General features: G+C 32.9%; 18 protein-coding genes and 1 other RNA gene. 14 read left to right on the top strand and 5 right to left on the bottom strand.

The window, feature by feature from the left end; all coding sequences use genetic code 11:
- From F0000_RS21190 to F0000_RS21175, 5 genes are all read left to right on the top strand, one after another.
- Positions 1–2603 (top strand): gliding motility-associated C-terminal domain-containing protein (locus F0000_RS21190; RefSeq protein ID WP_149626721.1); only part of this gene is annotated, 2603 nt, incomplete at its 5' end.
- A 10-nt stretch (positions 2604–2613) separates the two neighbouring features.
- Positions 2614–3612, top strand: coding sequence for a type IX secretion system membrane protein PorP/SprF (locus F0000_RS21185; protein WP_368668127.1), 999 nt, complete (start codon positions 2614–2616; stop codon positions 3610–3612).
- Between the two features lie 16 nt (positions 3613–3628).
- Positions 3629–5602, top strand: a complete 1974-nt coding sequence (locus F0000_RS21180; RefSeq protein WP_149626720.1) for an OmpA family protein — start codon at positions 3629–3631, stop codon at positions 5600–5602.
- Positions 5603–5738: 136 nt separating this feature from the next.
- A complete protein-coding gene (locus F0000_RS27890) occupies positions 5739–5879 on the top strand; it encodes a hypothetical protein (protein ID WP_188112211.1) in 141 nt (46 codons plus the stop codon).
- 763 nt (positions 5880–6642) lie between these two features.
- Complete coding sequence (locus F0000_RS21175) at positions 6643–7008, top strand: VOC family protein (protein WP_149626719.1); 366 nt, start codon at positions 6643–6645, stop codon at positions 7006–7008.
- Between the two features lie 29 nt (positions 7009–7037).
- Here F0000_RS21175 and F0000_RS21170 read toward each other — a convergent pair whose 3' ends face one another.
- The 3 genes from F0000_RS21170 to F0000_RS21160 form a co-directional block, all read right to left on the bottom strand.
- Positions 7038–7805: a carboxypeptidase-like regulatory domain-containing protein gene (locus F0000_RS21170; protein ID WP_255452833.1), complete on the bottom strand. Its 768-nt coding sequence runs from the start codon at positions 7803–7805 to the stop codon at positions 7038–7040.
- 121 nt (positions 7806–7926) lie between these two features.
- Positions 7927–9699 carry a DEAD/DEAH box helicase gene (locus tag F0000_RS21165; RefSeq protein WP_149626718.1) on the bottom strand — a complete coding sequence of 591 codons (1773 nt, stop codon included), beginning with the start codon at positions 9697–9699 and terminating at the stop codon, positions 7927–7929.
- 146 nt (positions 9700–9845) lie between these two features.
- Entirely contained in the window at positions 9846–10898 is a 1053-nt protein-coding gene (locus F0000_RS21160; RefSeq protein ID WP_149626717.1) for a glutaminyl-peptide cyclotransferase, read from the bottom strand.
- 88 nt (positions 10899–10986) lie between these two features.
- On the opposite strand from F0000_RS21160, the gene ffs reads away from it, so the two are divergent.
- The 3 genes from ffs (at position 10987) to fsa (ending at position 12750) form a co-directional block, all read left to right on the top strand.
- An RNA gene (gene ffs, locus F0000_RS21155) (signal recognition particle sRNA small type) lies at positions 10987–11085 on the top strand.
- An 89-nt stretch (positions 11086–11174) separates the two neighbouring features.
- On the top strand, positions 11175–11996 hold the full coding sequence (locus F0000_RS21150; protein WP_149626716.1) for an SDR family oxidoreductase: 822 nt from the start codon (positions 11175–11177) through the stop codon (positions 11994–11996).
- Positions 11997–12096: 100 nt separating this feature from the next.
- The gene (fsa, locus tag F0000_RS21145) at positions 12097–12750 is read left to right on the top strand and encodes a fructose-6-phosphate aldolase (protein ID WP_149626715.1); all 654 of its coding nucleotides are present in this window, start codon (positions 12097–12099) and stop codon (positions 12748–12750) included.
- 42 nt (positions 12751–12792) lie between these two features.
- On the opposite strand, the gene F0000_RS21140 is transcribed toward fsa, so the two are convergent.
- Positions 12793–14262: a hypothetical protein gene (locus F0000_RS21140; protein WP_149626714.1), complete on the bottom strand. Its 1470-nt coding sequence runs from the start codon at positions 14260–14262 to the stop codon at positions 12793–12795.
- 450 nt (positions 14263–14712) lie between these two features.
- The gene (locus F0000_RS21135; RefSeq protein ID WP_149626713.1) at positions 14713–16149 is read right to left on the bottom strand and encodes a lactonase family protein; all 1437 of its coding nucleotides are present in this window, start codon (positions 16147–16149) and stop codon (positions 14713–14715) included.
- Between the two features lie 431 nt (positions 16150–16580).
- On the opposite strand from F0000_RS21135, the gene F0000_RS21130 reads away from it, so the two are divergent.
- The 6 genes from F0000_RS21130 (at position 16581) to F0000_RS21110 (ending at position 23668) form a co-directional block, all read left to right on the top strand.
- Positions 16581–18206, top strand: coding sequence for an ABC-F family ATP-binding cassette domain-containing protein (locus F0000_RS21130; protein ID WP_149626712.1), 1626 nt, complete (start codon positions 16581–16583; stop codon positions 18204–18206).
- A gap of 101 nt (positions 18207–18307) precedes the next feature.
- The gene (locus tag F0000_RS21125; RefSeq protein ID WP_149626711.1) at positions 18308–18874 is read left to right on the top strand and encodes an RNA polymerase sigma-70 factor; all 567 of its coding nucleotides are present in this window, start codon (positions 18308–18310) and stop codon (positions 18872–18874) included.
- 52 nt (positions 18875–18926) lie between these two features.
- Positions 18927–21278 (top strand): TonB-dependent receptor, encoded by a 2352-nt coding sequence (locus F0000_RS21120; protein ID WP_149626710.1) that lies wholly within the window; start codon positions 18927–18929, stop codon positions 21276–21278.
- A gap of 3 nt (positions 21279–21281) precedes the next feature.
- Positions 21282–22196: a DUF4249 family protein gene (locus F0000_RS21115; protein WP_149626709.1), complete on the top strand. Its 915-nt coding sequence runs from the start codon at positions 21282–21284 to the stop codon at positions 22194–22196.
- Between the two features lie 189 nt (positions 22197–22385).
- A complete protein-coding gene (locus tag F0000_RS27885) occupies positions 22386–22556 on the top strand; it encodes a hypothetical protein (RefSeq protein ID WP_188112210.1) in 171 nt (56 codons plus the stop codon).
- Between the two features lie 128 nt (positions 22557–22684).
- On the top strand, positions 22685–23668 hold the full coding sequence (locus F0000_RS21110) for a FecR family protein (RefSeq protein ID WP_149626708.1): 984 nt from the start codon (positions 22685–22687) through the stop codon (positions 23666–23668).
- Positions 23669–23707: the final 39 nt, after the last annotated feature.

Genomic DNA, 23707 nt, shown 5'->3' with positions numbered 1-23707 from the left:
CAGATGAATCCGATAACTGCTTGAATCCTGTAAGCGTTACTGTAGCAGATACCAATAATGGTGGAAGTGGTTGTAATGGAGATGCCTATATAGTCACACGTACCTATACCTTAACCGATTGCGGTGGATTAACCACAGATTTAGTACAAACCATCACGGTAGAAGCGACAACACCTCCTATTGTTCCTCCAAATGATGTTACGACTGTTGGAAATATATCAGAAGCGGTTCAGCCCGTAGCGCCAGTAGTTGTAGACGTTTGTGGGAATACTATTATTCCTGTAATTACAGAAAATGAAGACCCCATTTGTGATGGACAAAAAATATATACCTTTACTTATACTGATTGTGGAGGCAATGCTGCCATTTATACATTTACATATAATATTGATGTTACTTCAACCTTAATAATTCCTGATATAAGCACAACTATTTGTAGTGATGTAGTTTTAGGGTATAATTTGGCAAATGAAATTAGTTTGCCAGATATTACATTCCAGTGGATAGTTGTTCCAAACTCAAATATTATTGGAGCTGTTAATGGAATGGGAACTATAATTCCTGATACTATTGTAAATAATACAGAAAATGTAGAAGAGGTAATATATATGATTACTCCATTTACAAATGATGGTTGTCAGGGAAATCAGTTTATGTTGACTGTTGCAGTTTCTCCAAGACCTGAATTGATCGTGACTAAAGAAGCATTTGTACCGATAGATGCTGCATATGATACTGTTGGAGAAGTAATTAATTATGAAATTATTATTCAAAACACAAAAGAAGTTGATCTTAGAGACTTAATTGTTACAGATGATAATGCTGATTCTATTAGTATTTCCAATATTCCGATTTTAAGTGCAAATAGCTCAGTAACGATCACGGTCACTCATAGCATAACACAGTCGGATCTGGACAACGGAATGGTTATTAATACTGCCGAGGTAGTCGGGATAGATCCGTGCGGAATTAAAATTTCAGCTATTTCTGATGATCCTAATACCTCGTTGCCCAATGATCCTACAGTAGTACAATTAGATCAGAACCCGTCCCTGAGCTTACTTAAATCAGCAGCTCCAGCTCCAGATGGTTTATGGGACGAGGTAGGAGAATTAATTACTTATTCTTTGACACTAACTAATACAGGAAATGTAACCTTAACCAATGTGGTAATTAGAGATACCAACGCAGATGCTGGTAGTGTCATACCATCTAATGTTTCAGTACTCGACCCTGGAGAAATAGTTTTAGTAACGGCTTCTCATAGGATCACTCAAGAAGATATAGACAATGGAGCGGTAAGAAATACAGCCATAGTAGAAGCAGAAGATACGAATGGTGAGTTAATTTTGGATTTGTCAGATGATCCCAATAACCCTGATAACATTGATATGAACGGAGATGGAGATCCCGATGATACTACCATTACTAATGTAGTCCAAATCGCAACATTGGATATAACGAAGGAGGTTGATGAAAATACATATATGGGGATTGGTGATGTTTTGTTATATACTATTGTGATAGTAAATACAGGAAATGTAACCCTGTCTGATATAGTGATACTAGATCCGATAGTGGATTTTACAAGCGCTAATAGTATAGCTGTTTTAGCTCCTAATGAATCGTTTACAATTACAGGCGGACATATCATTACTCAGGAGGATGTTACAAATGAATCCGTTGTAAATACAGCAATAGTAAATGCCTTACTACCTAATGGAAACACCTTAATTACTGAAGATTCTGATGATCCTGATGATCCAGCAAATGTAGATAACGATAATGATGGTGATTTCGATGATCCTACCATAAGCTATTTTGATTCTGATGGCGATGGAATACCAAATCTAGATGACTTAGACGATGATAATGATGGTATTACCGATATAGAAGAGCAAAATGGGGATGCATTATTAGACACTGATAATGACGGCATAATAGACAGTCTGGATCTGGATGCTGATGGTGATGGAATTTTTGATTATATCGAAGCAGGACATGATGGAATGGACTCTGATGGAGATGGCACTATTGATGGTCCATATGGAAATGACGGAATTCCGGATGGAGTACAAGATGATCCGGACACAGGAGAAGTTAATTATGACCTGCAAGATTCTGATGGAGACGGAATTGATGATTTTCAGGATGTGGATGATGATAATGATGGTCTTTTGACAGAAGATGAAAACCCGGATCCCAATGGAGATGGTGTATCTGATGATGCATTTGATTCTGATGGAGATGGAACTCCTGATTATCTGGAGCCTAATAACTCTGATCCGAATGCAGAAGATGATATTGAAGTGTTTAATGTAGTAACACCCAATGGAGATGGTTATCACGATGTGTTAACAATCGGAAACATTGAAAAATTCCCTGACAATGAATTAAAGATATTTAATAGATGGGGAGTGCTGGTTTATGAAGCAAAAGGGTATGGACAGCAAGGAGAATTTTTTAGAGGAGAATCCAAAGGAAGAGTAACTGTTAAGCAGGATAAACAACTACCCGTAGGTACCTATTTCTATATCCTTACTTATATAGTCGAAAGTGGAGAAACTAAGAAAAGATCAAATTACCTATATATTAACAGATAAATAATTTCAGTTGAAAAATACAATACAGATATTTTCAATATTACAAAATACAATTATTAATATACCAAAAAAATATGTTTTGATGGTTATTTTATTGGTACAGGTTTCTGGAGAGATATGTGCTCAGCAAGATGCTCAATATACACAGTATATGTATAATACCATTAGTGTCAATCCTGCATATGCAGGATCTAGAGATGCCATAAGTATTACAGGTTTGTATAGAAATCAATGGGTAGGAATAGGAGGAGCGCCTGTCACACAAACTCTAAACATACATACGCCTATAGGACCATCTAATAAAGTAGGTTTAGGGTTTTCTATGGTTAATGACAAAATTGGACCTACACAAGAAACATATTTTGATATTGATTTTTCATATATTTTGGATATTTCAGAAGGAAGCCAGCTGGCATTAGGAATAAAGGCAGGAGGACATTTATTAGATGTTAATTTTGACAGACTAAACCAATACACCAATGCGGATATATTATTAGATGCGAATATTGATAGAAAGTTTTCTCCTAATGTAGGGATTGGAGCTTATTACCATACAGAAAAGGGATATATTGGGATTTCCGCACCAAACTTATTAGAAACGAAACATTTTAATGAATCTTCTAGTGATGATACAGCTTCTTCATTCTTAGCGGCAGAGAGGATTAATTATTATGTGATGGGAGGATATGTTTTTATGATCAATGAATCATTACAATTTAAACCCGCAATTTTAGGTAAAGTCGTTTCTGGTTCACCATTACAATTAGACGCATCCGCAAATTTTTTGTTATATGACAAGCTTACCTTCGGTGCTGCTTATAGGTGGAGTGCTGCCTTGAGTGCATTAGTAGGGTTTCAGGTTTCTGAAGGCTTAATGTTTGGATTTGCTTATGATTGGGAAACTTCTGCTTTAGGAAATACAGAGTTTAACGCAGGGTCTTATGAATTTTTTCTTCGGTATGAAATATTCAAAAAAAATGAGCGTGTCATGTATCCAAGATTTTTCTAAAACATAATAAATCAACATGAAAATAAATTTTAATAAGCTACTATTTGTTCTTTTATGGATACCCGTAATATCTGTTTTTGCACAGGAGACACTACTAAAGAATGCGAATAAAAATTTTAATAATCTTGCTTATAGAGATGCTATTGACGGGTATAAATCAATTATTAAAAATGGAGAAGGCAGTCTGGAAGTTTATCAAAAATTGGCAGATGCCTACTATTTTAATGCAGATTTAGAAAATGCAGCAAGGTGGTATGAGCGAATGATAGAAAATAAAAACAAGCTCGAAAAACAGGGAGATTCAATTAATAACTTTGATATAGAATACTATTTTAGAGCTGCACAATCCTATAAGTTTTTAAAAGAATATGATAAAGCAGATCAATTAATAAAAAAAGTTAATGAGGCAATTCCCAATGATTCCAGAGTGAAATATTTAATCAATAATCCAGATTACCTGGATGATATTGAGTTACAATCAGGAAGATATGAAATTAAAAATTTATCAAAAAACTCAGCATATACAGATTTTGCACCATCGATATATAAGGATCAATTAGTATTTTCTTCATCGAGAAAAGTGAGAAAATCTATATCGAGAAAGAATAAATGGACAGAACAGCCTTATCTCAATTTGTTTAGCGGTATTATGAATGATTCAACAGGGATTTCATTTCCTCTGGAGTTTTCAAAAGAACTTAATTCAAGGTTTAATGAGTCTACTTCCTTTTTTTCAAAAGATGGAGTAACAGTGTACTTTACACGAAATAATATTATAAAACCTAAAATCAATAAAGATTCTACAGGAATAAACAGATTAAGAATATTTAGAGCACGCCTAAATGATAAGTTTACCTGGTCTGATCTAGAAGATTTACCATTTAATAATGATCATTATTCTGTAGCACACCCTGTTTTAAATGCAGATGAATCAAAACTTTATTTCGTTTCTGATATGCCAGGGGGGTATGGAATGTCTGATATTTATGTAGTAGATATTCTCGAAAATGGAACTTTTGGGATTCCCAAAAATTTGGGTTCAGCTATAAATACCGAAGGAAGAGATACCTTTCCTTTTATAAGCACTAATGGATTCTTGTATTTTTCATCAGATGGTCATTTGGGATTAGGAGGATTAGATATTTTTGCCAGTAACCTGAAGGATACTACGGATGTGAAAGTCTATAATGTTGGCAAGCCGGTGAATAGTACTTCTGATGACGTCACATTTGTAATTAATGATACGACCCGCAAAGGGTATTTTGCATCGAATCGACCCGGTGGTAGAGGAGATGACGATATTTATAGTTTCCAGGAAGTTAAACCACTTATTACCGACTGCATGGGGAAAATTAAAGTGATTCTTAAAGATAAAAGAACTGGTGAAATAATAAAGGATGCAGTGATAGAAATAAGAGATGAAAACAAAGAATTACTTTATTACAGTATAACGGATACTTCTGGAGCTTTTAGTTTTGAAGTGGACTGTAATAATAAGAATTATGAGATTATAGTCAACAAAGAAAATTATAATCCTTTGTCCAAAATGTTGCGAACTACCAGAGAAGTAACGGATTTATCAGAAGAGTTACAATTAGAAAGTTTAGCTCCAGAAAAAGGAGTAGATCTTGCCAAGCTGTTAGCATTAAAACCAATATATTTTGCGTCTAATAAAGCCTTGATTTTAGGAAAGACAGCAGAAGAACTGAATAAGATAGTAGAATTTATGAAAAAATATACTTCTTTACAGATCGAAATAGGATCACATACAGATAGTAGAGGAAGTGACGCATATAATCTAAAATTATCTACAAAAAGAGCTACTTCTACGGCAAATTATATTATCAGTAAAGGGGTAGATTCATCCAGAGTAAAAAGCAAGGGATATGGCGAAACGGTATTAATAAATAAATGCGGAAATGGGGTGAAATGTAATAAACAGGAGCATCAACTAAACCGAAGGAGTGAGTTTATAGTTATTAGTAATTGAATGGGTGATTTTTATAATTTGTTTAAAAACAGTGGTTTAAATGTGTGATATTACTGTGGTTACATCGGTTTTTTTAGTTTAAAATCATTATATTTGAATGAGACTAAGCGTTTTAATCCCTAAAAACAGATTCGTCATGAGTAAAAAAATCACTCCTACCAATAAAATAAAAACGTTTTTTAATCAGGTCAAAACTGGTTTTAAAACTAATAAATCAACTATTCAATATCCATCTGAGGTTCACGATATATTTCAAAAAAGAACAACGACCACTTAATTTTGCATTTCTGCATTATGTAATGATTGTTGCATATAAGCAATAGTCACCTTATAATTCATAGAGAATTTGTACCATTTGTTGTTTTATTTTACTGAACTCATCCTAACTTTTTAGTTTTAACGAAAATGAGTTGAAATTTAATCAGATGAGGTTTCTTTTGCAATCTATGGGTACATAAAATCTAAGATTAAAGTAACTATATATCATAAGAATATTTGTGACAGTCTTTTAATTACTTATGCGATTTGTGATTAAAAAATTCGTATAAATTCATTGAATTATTTTTTCTTTATGCAAGGCAAAAAAATCAAGCATAGCTATAGCTACGGTTTATTTTTTAAACGAAGTAGAAAGGAAAAAGAAACGATGAATATGCGAAATTTTTAGTTATAAATCGTATTATGCAGCTATTACAACCATAGAAATTGCAATGAGTGAAGTAATGAAAGAGATGAATATATCCAGATTATATTTGTGGTCATAGTTTTGAGAATTTGCAGCAGTTGCTTCAGATTGAGTTTGGATCCCTCGAAGGGTTGTAAAATCATCAGTTAAACAAGCCGAGTCTATAATTGTTAAGAATAAAAATGGAGATTGTCAATAGTATTGTATGAAAAAATATGAAGTTGATTTATTTGTAAGCCGTATACCAACAAAAATCGAAACTATTTTTGCGTAAGGTGAATTGGTATTTATTTAGTATTTTTACTGGAGCAGTTTGTTTTATTAAAATGTATAACCGTCAAGATAGATATATCATATGATTACCTGGTTCGAAATTCCCGTTACCGATATGGAGCGAGCAAAGACGTTTTATGAAAAAGTCTTTGATATAGAAATAAGCTTACAAAAGATGGATGATGTGCAGATGGGATGGTTTCCTAATAAGAACCAGTCAGGATTAGCGACTGGATCTCTCGTTGATGCAGAGGAGTATTACGCTCCTGGTTCTAATGGTGTTTTGATTTATTTTTCTTGTGATGATTTGGCAAATGAAATTAGCAGGGTAGAAACTGCCGGTGGGAAAGTACTTTCTGATAAAAAGCAAATTTCGGATACCCACGGCTATATGGGATACTTTCTGGATACAGAAGGCAACCGAATTGCTTTACATTCTGAGAATTGATCTTCTGGCAATATAAAATAAAGAGGATATTATTTTCTGTCTAGAACCTTATATTCCTCATAACATTCACTGATGGCATCCATAATTTGCAGATCATTTGCAAACTTTATAAAATCAGAAGAATAATTACAATTTCTTAATATTTCATCAATATCCAGACGTTCTACCTGTAGCAACGCCATCAATGTTGCTCTGTCGAATTTTGTTTCCAGAAGGTTTCTGATTTCATCATCTTTCTTCATTTTACGTAGCTTACGCAACTCTTTAGAGCGCTTACCAAAAATATTATATAAAAAATCAGCAGGATTAAAAATTGCTCCCAATACTTTGTTTACAGCACCTGGTTGGTTACTACCTCCTTCATATCCAGAATTTAATCCGGATATGCTATATCGGTAATTATTGTATATCGGAATTCGCTTAGCATCAATTTCCAGATATCCGGTAAGCTGAACGTCTGCTACTACAACTTCCTCAAGTGCGATCCCCAGTTCTGTCATTTTTATTTTTACATCACCAAATTTTTTCCAGTCATTAGTAACTCTTACCTTAAGTGGTTTGTACCCTATATAGGTGAAATAAAGTGTATCACTTACATTAGCACGTATTTCAAAATTACCATCTTTTCCTGTTATAGTCCCTACTACCTGGCTGAGATTTACAATATGTACATTTTGTAACTTTTGATCATTCGCCGCATTCAAAACCTTTCCCGTTATAACTTCAGGAATTATTTCCTGAGCATAAGAGGAAATACTTATCAGCATGAGTGTGATGTAAAATAATATTCTTTTCAATTGTATATGTTTTGTAATGATTTTATACTAACTACTATAATAAATAGGACGATTACTTTATAAGAACATGACATAAAAATCGAGCCAAAAATTACACTAGTAGTTATGAAAAGATAAAAACCTATCTTCTATCACTACGTTTTCTTCTGTCTCTTCTGCCTCCACCACCAGATCTATCATCTCTGTCTTCACCATCTCTGCGACCTTTACCTCTGGGTTTAAACCCTTCACTTCTTCGTTTTCCTTTAAAACCGCCACCACTACTATCTCTACGACGTCTACCACCTCTATTGTTCCCCGAATCCTTAGAAACTTCTACATTTACCTTTCTTCCTTCTAAGTTAAAATCTTCAAAAATAGAGAGAATATTATCTTGATGTTCTGAATCGGTATTAAAAAAAGAAAAACTTTCTTTTACATCTACACGGCTTACAGCATCTCTTCCTAAATCCAGTGTTTCTTTAAGAAAGTCTTTTAAGGTCATCCAGTCAAAACCATCTTTTTCTCCTATATTGATAAAATAACGAGTACTACCGTCTCTACTTCTGGAATCACTTCTGTTATCTCCTGTATTTACTGCAAGATCCTTTGCTTTCTTATAATAATTATGAAAGCGGGAAAACTCAACAGAAAAGAATTTTTTAATCAATTCTTCTTTAGTAAAATCAGTTAAGACTTCATTAATAGATGGCAGATAACTGTCAATTTCGTGATTTATTTCGGATTTTGCAATATCATTAGCCAGATGAAATAATTGTACCTGACAGATTTCTTCACCACTAGGGATTTCTTTTTCTTCAAATTTCTTTTTAATGATTCGCTCTACAGTCTTAATTTTTCTAAGTTCACTCTTAGAAACAATAACCATAGAAACCCCATTTTTTCCTGCCCGACCAGTTCTTCCACTTCTATGTGTATAGGTTTCGATCTCATCAGGTAATTGGTAATTAATTACGTGAGTAATATCATTTACATCAATTCCACGAGCTGCCACATCTGTTGCAACCAACATTTGGATTTGACGGTTTCTAAAACTTTTCATGACCAAGTCACGCTGATTCTGGCTTAAATCTCCGTGTAGAGCAGCAGCATTATATCCATCCTCAATCAAACTTTCTGCAACTTTTTGAGTATCTCTTTTTGTACGACAAAAGATAACAGAAAAGATATCAGGATTCGCATCAGATAACCTTTTTAGTGCGGCATATCGATCTCTGGAGTTTACAACATAATATTCATGGGATACGTTTTCTGATCCTGTATTCTTATGACCTACGGTAATTTCTACAGGGTCATGCATAAAACGTTTTGCAATTGTAGAAACTTCTCTAGGCATGGTAGCAGAGAATAACCACGTGCTTTTTTCCTTAGGAGTATGGGATAGGATAGCGTTAATATCTTCATAGAACCCCATATTAAGCATTTCATCAGCTTCATCTAATATACAATATCCGATATTAGAAATATCAACCATTTTGCGATTGATCATATCCTGCATACGACCTGGAGTAGCAACAATGATTTGAGCTCCACGTTTTATTTCTTTAGATTGATCAAAGATACTGGCACCTCCATAAATAGCTACTGTGCGTAGCCCGGGGATGAACTTAGAATAATTTTTTAATTCATTTGTAATTTGCAGACAAAGCTCACGAGTGGGAGATAATATTAGCCCTTGTGTGATCCTACTGGCACTATCTACTTTTTCAATTAAAGGAAAACCAAAAGCTGCAGTTTTTCCAGTTCCTGTTTGTGCTAATGCAACAATGTCAGTGTCTTCATCAAGTAAAATAGGGATAGCCTTTTCTTGTACTTCACTAGGGGTTTCGAATCCCATTTCATCCACAGCCTTTATAATGGCTTCACCGAGGCCTAACGCTTCAAATTTGTTCATATAAATAAAAAATAAGCAGCAAAGGTACGGTTTATTATCTGTCTATAATAACGAAGTGTATATTATGTTGTTGCAAAATTCACTCTATACAGAAGGATTTGATTTTAAAATTTTGGTAAGTTCATATGATTAGTGTTTTCTTAAAACTACTTCTTGAGCACCTCAATTTCAAAAAGTTTATCCCAGTTTTTGCCAGTTACAAAAAGTTGATTACTGTTTTTCTTATAAGCAATACCATTCAGTACGTCCAGATTATCATGTTGAGTAACTTTTTCTCTTAGTCCGGACATATCAATTACAGCTTCAAGCGCTCCATTTTTCGGATTAATAATGGCTATTCCATCTTTTTGCCATGTATTTGCATAAATTTTTCCATCAATCCATTCGAGTTCGTTGAATTTTGATTTTACACTCTTATGTGTTGTGATTTCTATGTAGCTTTTTTCTGCCAATGTTTCTGGGTCTAAAATCCAGATTTTTTCTGTTCCGTCACTTTTATAGATGTTTTCACCATCATTGCATAATCCCCAACCTTCTTTACTTTTATTATATGCAAAATTTCCGGTTTTTTCAAAGCTATTAAGATCGTAGATAAACCCTTCTTCTGCTTGCCAGGTTAATTGAAAAACTTTCTGATTGAGAATCGTGATGCCTTCAGCAAAATATTCTTTTGCAACTTCCTTTTTGTTCAATACCTCTCCAGTTTTATAATTAGTTTTTCTTAACGTGGATGCACCATTCTTACCAGTACTTTCATATAGCGTATCTCCTACAAATTCTAACCCTTGCGTGAAGGCTTCAGAATCATGAGGATGTTCTGCTATAATTTTATAGGTATACAGCTTGGGAGCAATATTGTTGAGAAACGTGATTTTTTTATAAACATCTTCTTTTTTACCATCATAATATACAATAGCTTTTAATAGGTGTTTTCCTAACCTTTCTGTATCAATTTTTTCTTGATAAACTGGCTGAGAAGAGGTGCCGGTACTTTTATCACTTAAGAAAAACGAAACAGAATCAATTTTGATGTTTTTAGTATTAACAATAGTCGCTTTTAGAGTCTCTCCAATCTTAAATTTGGTCTTATTGTTATCTGTTTTAATCGAAAAATACTTTTTTTTCGAGTCAGAATTGCTTCCACAAGAAAAAACAAGGGAACATAAAATGATGACAACAAATAGGTTACGGTTATTCATAATGAAATTAGAATTTAGAGCAAGATATTTATTTTAATTGGGTTTAAAAAATCATTGTTTTATTTACTAAAGATTGTATCTTTGCACCCGGCAAGTCCTACACAACTAGCTCCTGTTGAATCCTCCAGGGCGGGAACGCAGCAAAGGTAGACGGTTGTAGCAGTGTGATGTAGGTAGCTTGCCTTTTTTTGTATCCGCATTTTTCGTCCTTATCTACGGTCTGAAATTTGGAAAATCTTACGCTTAAATTCATAAATCATACTGTATATTTGTGGCATGAGCACAAATCAAAATTCTAAGGTAGTTTTAATTACCGGAGGATCTTCTGGAATAGGAAAATCAATAGGTGTATTTCTCGTAAATAAAGGGTATATAGTATATGGTACTAGCAGAAATCCAGCTCGCTTTTCGGATTTTAAGATCTTTACCCTTTTAGCATTAGATGTCGCAGATACAAAAGGGATACAAGCAGCAGTCACTTTTATTGAAGAAAAACATGGAAGATTAGATATCCTTATAAATAATGCAGGAGCTGGAATTACAGGACCAATTGAAGAAATACCAGAAGAAGAAATACTAAGAAATTTTACTACAAATTATTTTGGACCTATTAATGTTACAAAAGCTGTATTGCCATTGATGAGAAAACAAGGAGGAGGTATGGTTATAAACATTACTTCTATAGCAGGATATATGGGATTGCCATTTAGAGGTATTTATAGTGCTTCCAAGGCAGCTTTAGAAATGACAACAGAGGCATGGAGGATGGAGTTAAAAAGCGCTAATATAATGATGACAAATGTGGCTCCCGGAGATTTTGCAACCAATATTGCTGCCGGAAGATATCACGCGCCCGTAATAAAAGGTTCTCCATATGAGAAGCCTTACAAAAAAACCTTGGAATTAATGGATGCACATGTAGATGAAGGCAAGGATCCGGAAGAGATGGCAAAAGTTATATTTGAAATTATCAAAGGTAACGATCCAAGAGTACATTATAAGGTAGGTGAGTTTATGCAAAAGTTTTCTATAGTGTTAAAACGAATTTTACCAGATAAGATGTATGAACGGCTGTTGATGAATCATTATAAATTATGATTTATTTTTTGGAATAAATGAAAAGATTATATGACACGGTTATGATAATTTTTATATTCGTAACCTAATAAGAATAAATAATAAATCTAAATATACTACTATGAAGTTTTTTATTGATACCGCTAATCTTGATCAAATTAAAGAAGCACAAGATCTGGGTGTACTTGATGGAGTTACCACTAATCCGTCATTGATGGCTAAAGAGGGTATCACAGGAAAAGAAAATATCATAAATCATTATAAGAAAATATGTGATATTGTAACAGGTGATGTAAGCGCAGAAGTAATTTCTACGGATTTTGATGGAATGGTAAAAGAAGGAGAAGAATTGGCAAAACTTCATGACCAGATCATTGTCAAAGTACCTATGATAAAAGAAGGGGTAAAGGCAATAAAGTATTTTAGTGATAATAATATTAAAACTAATTGTACGCTTGTTTTTTCTGTTGGGCAGGCGCTGTTGGCTGCAAAAGCTGGAGCGACCTATGTTTCGCCATTTATAGGCAGACTGGATGATATTTCTACAGATGGGCTTAATTTAATTGCAGAAATTAGACTAGTATATGATAACTATGGTTTTGAAACACAAATTCTGGCAGCTTCTGTAAGGCATACAATGCACGTAATTGATTGTGCAAAAATCGGTGCAGATGTGATGACAGGACCGCTTTCGTCAATAGAAGGTTTATTAAAACATCCATTGACCGATATTGGGTTAGCAAAGTTTCTGGAAGACTATAAGAAAGGAAATTAGTTCTTAAGTAAGAATATACAATCATACCTATAAAAACTGTTCTTAATCAAGAGCAGTTTTTTGCTTTTCTAAAGTGGCTAATTTGGTATAACTAATTAATTTTTTTTCGAAATTTGGTGAAAATAAATCGGCATTCGGATTGATTATTTTACCTGCACTATCTACCAGTATTACCTTGTTAGAATAATAGATAACAAGTTCTTCTGAAGAACATTTCGGGAACTTAAATTCATATTCATTATCAAGATTAAAATGATGCCTTTTTATTGTTTTTAACCAACTAGATGTCTGGCTATCATCCGTATTTATGGCAATAAAATCAATTTCTGGATAAATGGTACTCAGATAAGAAGTCTTTTTATGCGCTTTTATATAATGATCCTTTCTGTCTATTGACCAAAAATATAAAGCCGTGATTGGTTTTTCAAAGAGAGCAGATAATGTAGTGGTTTCTCCAGAAGATGAAATCAGTTCCTGATCCGGTATTTTGTTTTGTGGCTTAAGCCTCGAAGTAGCTCTTGCTAGTTTTACAAGCTCCTTCTGGAATTTCTTATTATTGCTTCTCGAAAGATAGTGATTTAATACTTTTTTTGAGGAATAGTCATTTTTATTATCCAAAATAAAATTAGTAGTTATTCCTCTCAATAGATTGTTCTTTATATAGGTGTTCCGTATCAGGCTATCTATCAAATCTAATTTGTAGATGGTTTCATTTACAATATTATTGGAAAAAGATAATTTATTAGAATACTTACTATAGGCTGTATTGGTAAAATAATGATTAAGAAATCTGTTATAAGAATATAATCTTTTTAAATGATCATCATTAAAATCTACGCCATTTTGATAGTCAAAAAATGTTGAAGGAACCTCTTTAAAAGAAATAATATTGTTGAGACCATAATATTGATATCTATAATAGTAGATTTCATATCTGGAATAGAAATCATACTCAAAACTAGATTTACATATTTTTTTAGAAAGTTCACTTATATCATATTTATGTATGAGTCGGTTATACCTTTCTGATCTTAAGTTTAATAAAGAATCTTGTTTTAATTTGAATTGTACGGGTGGTAACCTAAAATCTCTTTTTTGCAGATCTTCTCTCTCCATTTCATTTTGTAAGAACATGTCAATAAGAAAATTATTTTTTCTCGCACCATCTCCTGTAAAAACTAATGATTCATCAAAATCTAAGGTGTTTAACCGAATCAAAATACTATCTCCCTTCTCTAATAAGACTAATTGATTTTCGGGTTTGTGTCTGAAAGAATATAAACCTTCTTCCAGATCTTCAACTTTATATACAAATCGATTTTGTTTATCTAAGTATATAGTATCTCCATAATTATTACCTCTTGAAAGGATAATATAATCTGTATTTGGATTTATAATTTCTCCGCCAAAATATGTATCAGTACGTTCTATTTTTTGAGTGGATTCACAACCACAAAAACAAAACGAAAAAATCGAGATATAAATAAAATATTTTATCTTTTTGAAATACATTTTGGGTGCTTTTGTTTTATCTGTAATAAATCAAATGTAAAAGTAAAGAGTTGTTTAATTTGTTAATAATATGTTAATTGTGTGCTCTTTAAGATCTGTTATTGGTCAATATTTTGAAGATATCTAAAAAAATAGGCTGCCTGGTTACATTATCATTACTTAAATGTAAATACTACTTGTTTTACTTGCCAAAATATCTTTTTTTAATATAAAACTCATCTTGAGTACTGCTTTGACTTACAAAATTTACATTTTGCATGCTAATTTTGTTGTTTTTTTAATCGTAGCTATGGCTATGCTCAAAAAAAACTACTTCATTATAGTACAAAAGCCAAACTTTTCGGTTGAAAACGACTACTCAAGATGAGTTCACAGTAATAAGGTTACACATCAAAATGATAATGTGTAACCTTTATTTATTCTATATAGTTAATATTTTTTAAATCTGTTCTATATTGCGACAATTCCTTGCGTATTTGTATCAGGAAGATCTCCAGTCACTTCTTGTACAAATTCTAAGGATTGTCCATTAATTTTGTAAACACCTATCGTGCCATCTAATCCAAATAACTGATATAAGAATTGTCCATCATCAGAAATCCATAAATCAATCCAGCCATCAGTATTAGCAAAAGCTTCTGGTCCGGTAGTGGCACCTAGTGTTCCTGTACCCTGTGCTGCTGTTTGATTTAGAAGACTAATTTGTCCGTCATTAAAACTAAAAGAAGCTAAACCTGCTTCAATAGCATTTGATACAAAAAATGTATTTCCATCAGCAGTAAAGTCTAACCAGCAAGCGGTTCTTCCGGTATTATTTTCTCCACTTCGTACATCAAGATTGATAGGAATTAATCTTCCGCTTCTGGAAATTTTCCAGGTAGATACTGATCCGTCCTGTAATGCTGGAAAAGCAGGAGGTGTTCCATCTGATTGGAATTCGCGTGCTTCTGTTACTACTACATAATTATCTCCTACAATTTGAAATCCAATAGCAGAAGGTAAATTTCTTCCTTCACTATTTCCTCGTAGGGTAGAAGTAGCAGCAGATACAGGTCTTCTTGTTACACGTCCATTTCTGAAGGCTCTGTAAACAACAAGCTCTCCTTGACTTCTGGATGCCAAGGCAGAAGATCCGGAATTAATAGATGTTACAGCTAAGAATCTTCCATCCGGAGAAAATTGAACAGCAGAAGGTCTATTTGCAAGATACCTTGTAGAGCCAGGTATCGGGATTAGGTATCCTTTCTTAAATAAGTAATATCCTGTAATGGTTCCTTGCTGAGCAGGCTCTCCTTGTTCTAAAAACTCAGGACGTGTTATGTTTGAAACATATACAATTCCTTTAATTCCTCTATATAGTAAAGCCTTATTTTTTGCAGGGGTATAGGCGATACTATTAGGGCCAATTGCACCAGTAGAAACGGGAGAACCTATTCTTTTTAGCGAATAGTCATTCAAAATTCTGAAGGATGTAATCGTATTACTACCGGCGTTAACAACCAAAAGATTCTTATTATCGTCTGTTTTGGTTGCTGCATAGGCAGAGATTAATGGATCTAACCCTTCGCCACCATCATAGTCTCCTCCATTTCCTCCAGTAGGAAAATTTCCAATTTTTGTTAGCTGCCCGTCATCGGCTCGACCATAAGCAACAATAGAATTAGCACCTTGAACATTTCCTGATATTTGCCCATCACCATTAGACATTGCATATACGGCTCCAACAAAATTTCCAGGAGATGATTTGTCAATTTCTTCTTCTTCATCCACAATACTGGCAGAAGTAGGAGCAATAGATTCTTCTGCAACCTCATCCTTATTACAGGACATAAATGTGAGAAAGGACAGTAAAAGCAGGGATAATGATATGTTTTTTAAAGTTTTCATTCTAGACGATTTTTTAAATTAAAAATTTGTGCTTAATGTTAAGAAGTATTCTACTTTAAGATATTTGGCCATATTTCTAGTAGTGATTAAACAATTCTCATTGTTTGGGTATTTTGTCTAATATATTCTCAATAACTTACTTTGTATTGTGATTAATTATTAATTTATTAAAAAAATATTTTGTTAAAGAATTGATAATATTTGAATATTTGTCTCTCTTTTTGTTAGGTACAAAACAAAAAAAAGTAAAAATCAACTAATTACGTTAACATAATTTTAACCATATACTTGAAGATAAAATTATAATGCAGAAGATTATTTAATATAAATTTAATGTAAAAAGCAATGTTTAAATTCATATTGAAATGTTTCTTGTTGTAAAACGATTTTTCTACTTTTGCCGAAAATTTAACTATTACAATATATAAGGTATGTTATCAGTTTCTAATCTTTCAGTCCAATTCGGAAAGCGCGTGTTGTTTGACGAAGTAAATACTAATTTTACACAAGGTAACTGCTATGGTATTATTGGAGCAAACGGAGCTGGAAAGTCTACTTTTTTAAAGATTCTTTCTGGAGCTTCTGAACCTACATCAGGACATGTGCATTTAGAACCAAGTAAACGGATGTCTGTTTTAGAACAGAATCATTATGCTTATGATACGTATACTGTGCTGGAGACAGTCATTATGGGTAATAAAGTTTTATATAAAATAAAATCAGAAATAGATGCGTTGTATGCTGATTATACAGATGAGAACGCAGAAAAAATCGGAGAGCTTCAGGTACAATTTGAAGAGATGAATGGTTGGAATGCTGATAGTGATGCAGCGACTATGTTATCTAACTTGGGGATTAAAGAAGGGCTGCATCATATTAATATGTCAGATTTGGATACAAAACAACGTGTGCGAGTGTTATTGGCACAATGTTTATTTGGTAATCCTGATGTGTTAATTATGGATGAACCAACCAATGATTTGGATTATGAAACAATCTCCTGGCTAGAACACTTCTTAGCAAACTACGATAATACAGTGATTGTAGTATCTCATGACCGGCACTTTTTAGACTCGGTTTGTACACATATCTCTGATATTGATTTTGGAAAAATCAATAATTATAGCGGTAACTATACATTCTGGTATGAATCTTCGCAATTAGCCGCAAGACAAAGAGCACAGCAGAATAAAAAAGCCGAAGAGAAAAAGAAAGAATTGCAAGAGTTTATTGCTCGATTTAGTGCCAACGTAGCAAAATCGAAACAAGCTACTTCTCGTAAAAAGATGATTGAAAAATTGAATATAGAAGATATAAAACCTTCTAGTCGTCGATATCCTGCAATCATTTTTGAAAGAGATAGAGAAGCCGGAGATCAGATTCTTAACGTAGAAGGACTTGGTGCCACTGCAGAAGGAGAAGTATTATTTAAGAAAATTAATGTAAACCTGGCCAAAGGTGATAAAGTAGTCGTATTCTCTAAAGATTCTCGTGCTACAACTACCTTTTATCAAATATTGAATGATAAACTAAAGGCAGATGCCGGAGAATTCTCCTGGGGTATTACAACAACACAATCGTATTTACCAGCGGATAATAGCGAATATTTTCAAAACGATTTATCACTGGTTGATTGGTTGCGACAATGGGCAACAACAGAAGAAGAACGCGAAGAAGTATTTCTTAGAGGTTTTCTAGGTAAAATGATCTTTAGCGGCGAAGAGGCCTTAAAAAAATCAAATGTTCTTTCCGGAGGAGAAAAGGTTAGGTGTATGTTATCCAGAATGATGATGACAAGAGCCAATGTGCTAATGCTGGATGAGCCAACAAATCACTTGGATCTCGAATCTATTACCGCTTTTAATAATTCCCTTAAAAATTTTAAAGGTACCGTACTTTTTACTACTCATGATCACGAATTTGCTCAGACAGTAGCTAATCGTGTCATAGAGTTAACACCAAATGGTGTTATAGATCGTTACACAACCTTTGATGAATATATGAGTGACACTAAAATAAAAGAATTACGGGAGAAAATGTATGCCGTAAAAGTATAAATACAAGCTGTATTGTAACATCGTTGAAAGTTTTTCGTTTATTGAGATAATAAAATAGTTTTATTTTTGTTAACTAATTTTGGGATAAATTTCACACAGCTCTGAACGATCAACATATAATAAAAGAAATTAAAAATGGTAATTCACAAGTTTTTGAATTGATATTCAAAAAATATTTTAAGCCATTAGTTGCGTATGCACATTCATATATTTCTGATATTGATATAGCTCAGGATCTTACTCAGGATATCTTTCTAAAATTATACGAGAAGCGCAGTACAATAGAGATCCATACTTCCCTAAAAGCGTTTTTATATACTTCTATAAGAAATCGTTGTTTTGACTATATAAAAACCAATAACATTCATAAGAAACACAAAGATCAACTACAGATAGTATCTTCTTTGAATAATATTGATGATGAAGATCCGATGCTACAACGTGCTGAGTTATATGTCAAAATCCACGAAGCGATTAAATCCCTTCCGGATCAAAATCAAAAAATTTTTAAGCTAAGTAGGCTAAACGGAATGACAAATCAAGAGATAGCAGACGAATTACAAATTAGTAAACGTACTGTAGAGACTCATATAAGCAATGCACTTAAAAAAATAAAATCCATGGTAACATTGATTTTAATATTGTTGATTCCCAAATTTTTTTTATAATCTTTTACGTGTATAGCTATAGATGTTCGTCTTAGAGTTATAAAACTATAAAATGAACAGAAAAAACTTGCTAATCATTTGTTGGATGATCCTTCACGGAACCTTAAAAATGTATGGTCAGAAACCTATTAACAATACATCTGAAACCAAACATACAATAAGTGGTTATATAAAAGAAACAGGCAGTCAGGAATACCTTCCTACAGTATCTATTTACATACCAGAAAAAAAAGTAGGTACTACCACCAATGATTATGGGTTTTATTCATTGACCTTAGAAGAAGGTACTTATGAAGTAGTCATTTCTTATATAGGGTATCAAACAATCAGAAAGCAATTAGACTTGCAAAGCGATATAGTACTTAACCATACATTAGAACTTGATCTCGAGGCTCTAGATGAAGTGATTATTGATGCTAATAAAGGAGTAAACGAAAGTCAGGTTACTCAAATGAGTGTGGTGACTATGAAGCCCTCTGAGATAAATGACATTCCTGCCATTTTGGGAGAGAAAGATGTTATAAAGGCGCTACAATTAATGCCGGGAATACAAAGAGGAAATGAAGGAAGTGCCGGTTTTTTTGTTCGAGGAGGTACACCGGATCAAAACCTAATCATTCTGGATGAAGCCCCAGTATATAATTCAAATCATTTGTTTGGGATCTTTTCTGTATTTAATGGGGATGCCATACAATCTATCGAAACTTATAAAGGAGGATTCCCTGCGAGATTCGGAGGTAGATTATCATCAGTCCTCAAAATAGATATGAAAAATGGTAATAAAGAACGGTTTAGCGGAAAAGCCAGTATAGGATTGATATCTTCTTCACTGCTTTTTGAAGGCCCTATAAATAAAGGAAAAACATCATTTATTTTTAGCGGGCGCAGGACATATGCAGATTTATTAACAATACCATTTCAGCCATCAGATTTTAAAGCAGGCTACTACTTTACAGATCTTAATTTTAAAGTACATCATATATTTAATGAGAAAAATAAATTGTATTGGAGTAATTACTTTGGTCAGGATAAATTTACCGGAAGCGAAGAGTTTGAGGAAGGAGATGATTTTAAAACCAGATTGTTTTGGGGTAATATAACCTCTACCTTGAGATGGAATCATCAATTTAATGATAAGTTTTTTTCTAATACATCCTTAATTTTTAGTAACTATAATTTTGGAGCAGAACAAGAAGAGAAATTTGATGATGAACGTTTTTTATTTAAGCTAAGTTCAGGCATTGATGATTATGGGATCAAAGCTGATTTTGATTATTATCCTAATCCACAACATTCAATACGTTTTGGGGTAGCATCCACATATCATAATTTTGTACCCCAACAGTCAAAAGTTCGAATAACAGGTGAAAACAATACAGATATCAAACAAAAAATAGAATCAGTAGAGAGTGCAGCCTATATAGAAGATAACTGGAATATAAATAGTTCATTGAGTTTTTCACCGGGTATACGATTTACTCATTTTCAGTTCAAAACTAAAAGTTATTTCAATTTTGAACCTCGTGCTACATTGTCCTGGAACATAAAACCTGATTTAGCCTTAAAAACATCATACGCAAAAATGAACCAATACATTCACCTGCTTTCTAATTCAGGGATTGGATTACCTACAGATTTATGGGTTTCTTCAACAGATCGATTAAAACCCCAAATGTCTCAGCAATATGCTCTTGGAGTAGCAAAAGACTTTTTGGATACCGGGTATTCCATTACCTTAGAAGGGTATTATAAGAAGATGGATGATGTCATAGCGTACAAAGAAGGCGCTTCGTTCTTATTGTTATCAGATTTAGGCACGGGGCAGGAGGTAGACTGGGAAGAAAATATTACCACAGGAGAAGGATGGGCTTATGGAGCCGAATTGTTATTAAGAAAGAAGTATGGAAAACTTACCGGATGGATGGGATACACTTTATCCTGGTCAGAAAGGAAATTTGAAGAACTTAATCGTGGTAGAAAATTCTTTTCACGGTATGATCGAAGACATGATCTTTCATTAGTAGGTATTTATAAACCAAACGACCGAATTACACTATCAGGTTCCTGGGTTTTCTCTACCGGTAATAATTTTAATCTACCAGATAAAGAAACGATCTCGAATGCCAATAATTTTCCAATTTCTTTTCCCTTATCTTCTAGCGGAGGAACTACCTCTTTTACGACGGAACGTAATAATTTTAGAGGAGAAAACTATCATCGGTTGGATTTAGGAATACAATTTCACAAAAAATTCAGTAAATTAAGAGAACGCACCTGGGCATTTTCTGTATATAATATTTATGGACGAAAAAACCCATTCTTTTATTTTTTTGACGACTCCAAACTCAAAAAAATATCAATATTACAATTCATTCCTTCTATTAATTATAGCTATAAATTCTAGATCATGAAGCCAGTATTATTAGGATTATCCAAAAAAACTTTGAAAAAACAACAAATGAGATATTTTAATTTTTTAGTACTGATGACACTCAGTATTGTATGTTCTAATTGTGAAACAAATATAGATGCCAGTGATTTGTTGGATCAGCAACAACTTGTTGTAATTAATGGTTATTTATCCCCACAAGATACCTTATTAAAAGTTCAAATATCAAAATCAAAGTCAAGAGCAGATTCCAGAGAAACAACCATTGAAGATTTAGCAATCAAAAACGCAATAGTTGTTATCAAAGACGAAAATGATAATGAGGTCTCATTGACGTATTCAAGTGTATCGTTTAGTTATGAAGCTCCAGCCAATGATTTACCAATTCTAGCAGGAAATACATATTTTTTGACAGCTATGGTAGATGGTAACGAATACAAATCATCTTGTATGATACCTGTTAATAAGGTGCAAAATATTGAAAGTGATATTAAAGATGAGCCTGGAGGAGGCGAGTTTGGGCGTAGAATATTGAATTTGAAAATTGAAGATATAAAAGATGAAAGGAATTTCTATATAACCGGAGGAACTATAACTCACAATTTTATAGATGATGGTATTTCTGTACGTGATCTGGATTTCGATTTTGAACACTTTGCGACTGATAGTAATAGAGAAAATGCCATTATTGCTTTGGAAGGATTTTTTACAATATTAAGCAATCCAGTGTCCGAAACACCCAAGATTAATTTAAAAATAACGAATAATGAACAAATATTGTATGATGCATTGAGAGCAGACTTTTTCAATGACTATAATGATGGAGATCCTTTTTTTGAACCTATTATCGCTCCCACAAATATTGAAGGAGAAAATGGTTTTGGAGTTTTTGCAGGATATCAGATAACAGAGATTGAAATAGATGCTATGTAAGTAGTTTTTGATTGATTATTAATTTTTGCGTTTTACTCTTTTTTTTTAATAGCTATGACTATGCTAAAAAAAAATCACTTTATTATAGAACTAAATCTGAATTTTTTGATTAAAAACCGATATGTAAGACGAGTTCAATATAAAAATAAAGAAGTTGGAAATATTTTATTAATTTAAAAACCTATTAAGATGTGTATTATAAAAGAAAATATGATTGATCATTTTTTGATTAAATATTTATCAGGAAATACAACAGAAACAGAAACTACTCATATGGAAAATTGGATTGCACAATCTACTGATAATAAGCTCTATTATGAAACAATTCATAAATTATGGGTTAATAGGATTGTTTTGTAAGCGATAAGATGTATTTAATTAATGAGAAAAATTTAAAGTTTTTAATCGCTAATATTAGGAGAACCATTTCAATTATAGTAGTATACTCAATTATTTACTATTTTTAGCCTCTAATTATAACATTATATATGAATCCTGAAGAAGAAGATCATATTATTCCACTTATTACAAGCTACCTTCAAAATGAGGTAAATAGTGAAGAACGGAGATATGTTGAGCATTGGATTCACCTTTCTGAGTCTAATAAATTAGATTTTGAAAAGTATACAGCTGTTTGGGAGGCAGCTTCAAAAACTAATGTTTTTGATAGTGTTGATATTGATCAGCAATGGGACAAATTTCTGGATACTACAAAAATCAGGCAGCAAGAGAAGAAGAGATCAAAAAATGTTTTTTTTAAGATTGCAGCCTCAGTAGTAATACTTCTAGGATTAGCAACTTATTTTTTCTTCAATATGAACGAAGAAGTTTTACTGGTAGCAAAAAATGGTAAAGAGAATAAATTTGTACTTCCTGATGCTACAAATGTGTGGTTAAATAAAGGAAGTCAATTAATATATAGCAAAGGTTTTAATAATAAAGAGAGAAAAGTAACATTAAAAGGAGAAGCATTTTTTGATGTGACCAAAGATTTAGATAAACCTTTTTTAATTAGCTGTAATGAAACCATAACAAAGGTATTAGGAACTTCTTTTAACCTAAAAGGTGACCCTGTAACAAGAGAGACAGAATTAATTTTGTTGAGCGGTCGGGTAGAGTTTTCTTCTGAGAATGGGAAGAAAATTTTAGAAGCGGGTGATAAAATATCAGCATCGCCAGATGGCGCATTATCAAAAACAAGGAGTTATAACCCTAATTTTTCCTCTTGGAGAACAAGAAAATTAATTTTTGAAAAAACATTGATGGATCAGGTAATTAAAGATGTAGAAATACGTTATCGTAAGAAGATTCGTATAGAGGATAACCAATTCCGAAGATGCAAGCTAACTGCTAGTTACGACAATGAATCCTTTGAAGATGTGCTGCAGACATTTAAAATTTTGTTTGGTATACATGTAGAATATATTGATTCTGAAACCGTTGTTATTAAAGGAGGCAGTTGCAAATCGTAATTTGAGAGTTGAGTCTGAAATGCGGAATTACTGATTCTG

It is taken from the genome of Aquimarina sp. RZ0 (assembly GCF_008370685.1).
Lineage (GTDB): Bacteria > Bacteroidota > Bacteroidia > Flavobacteriales > Flavobacteriaceae > Aquimarina.
This window is presented reverse-complemented; position numbering and strand designations above follow the sequence as displayed.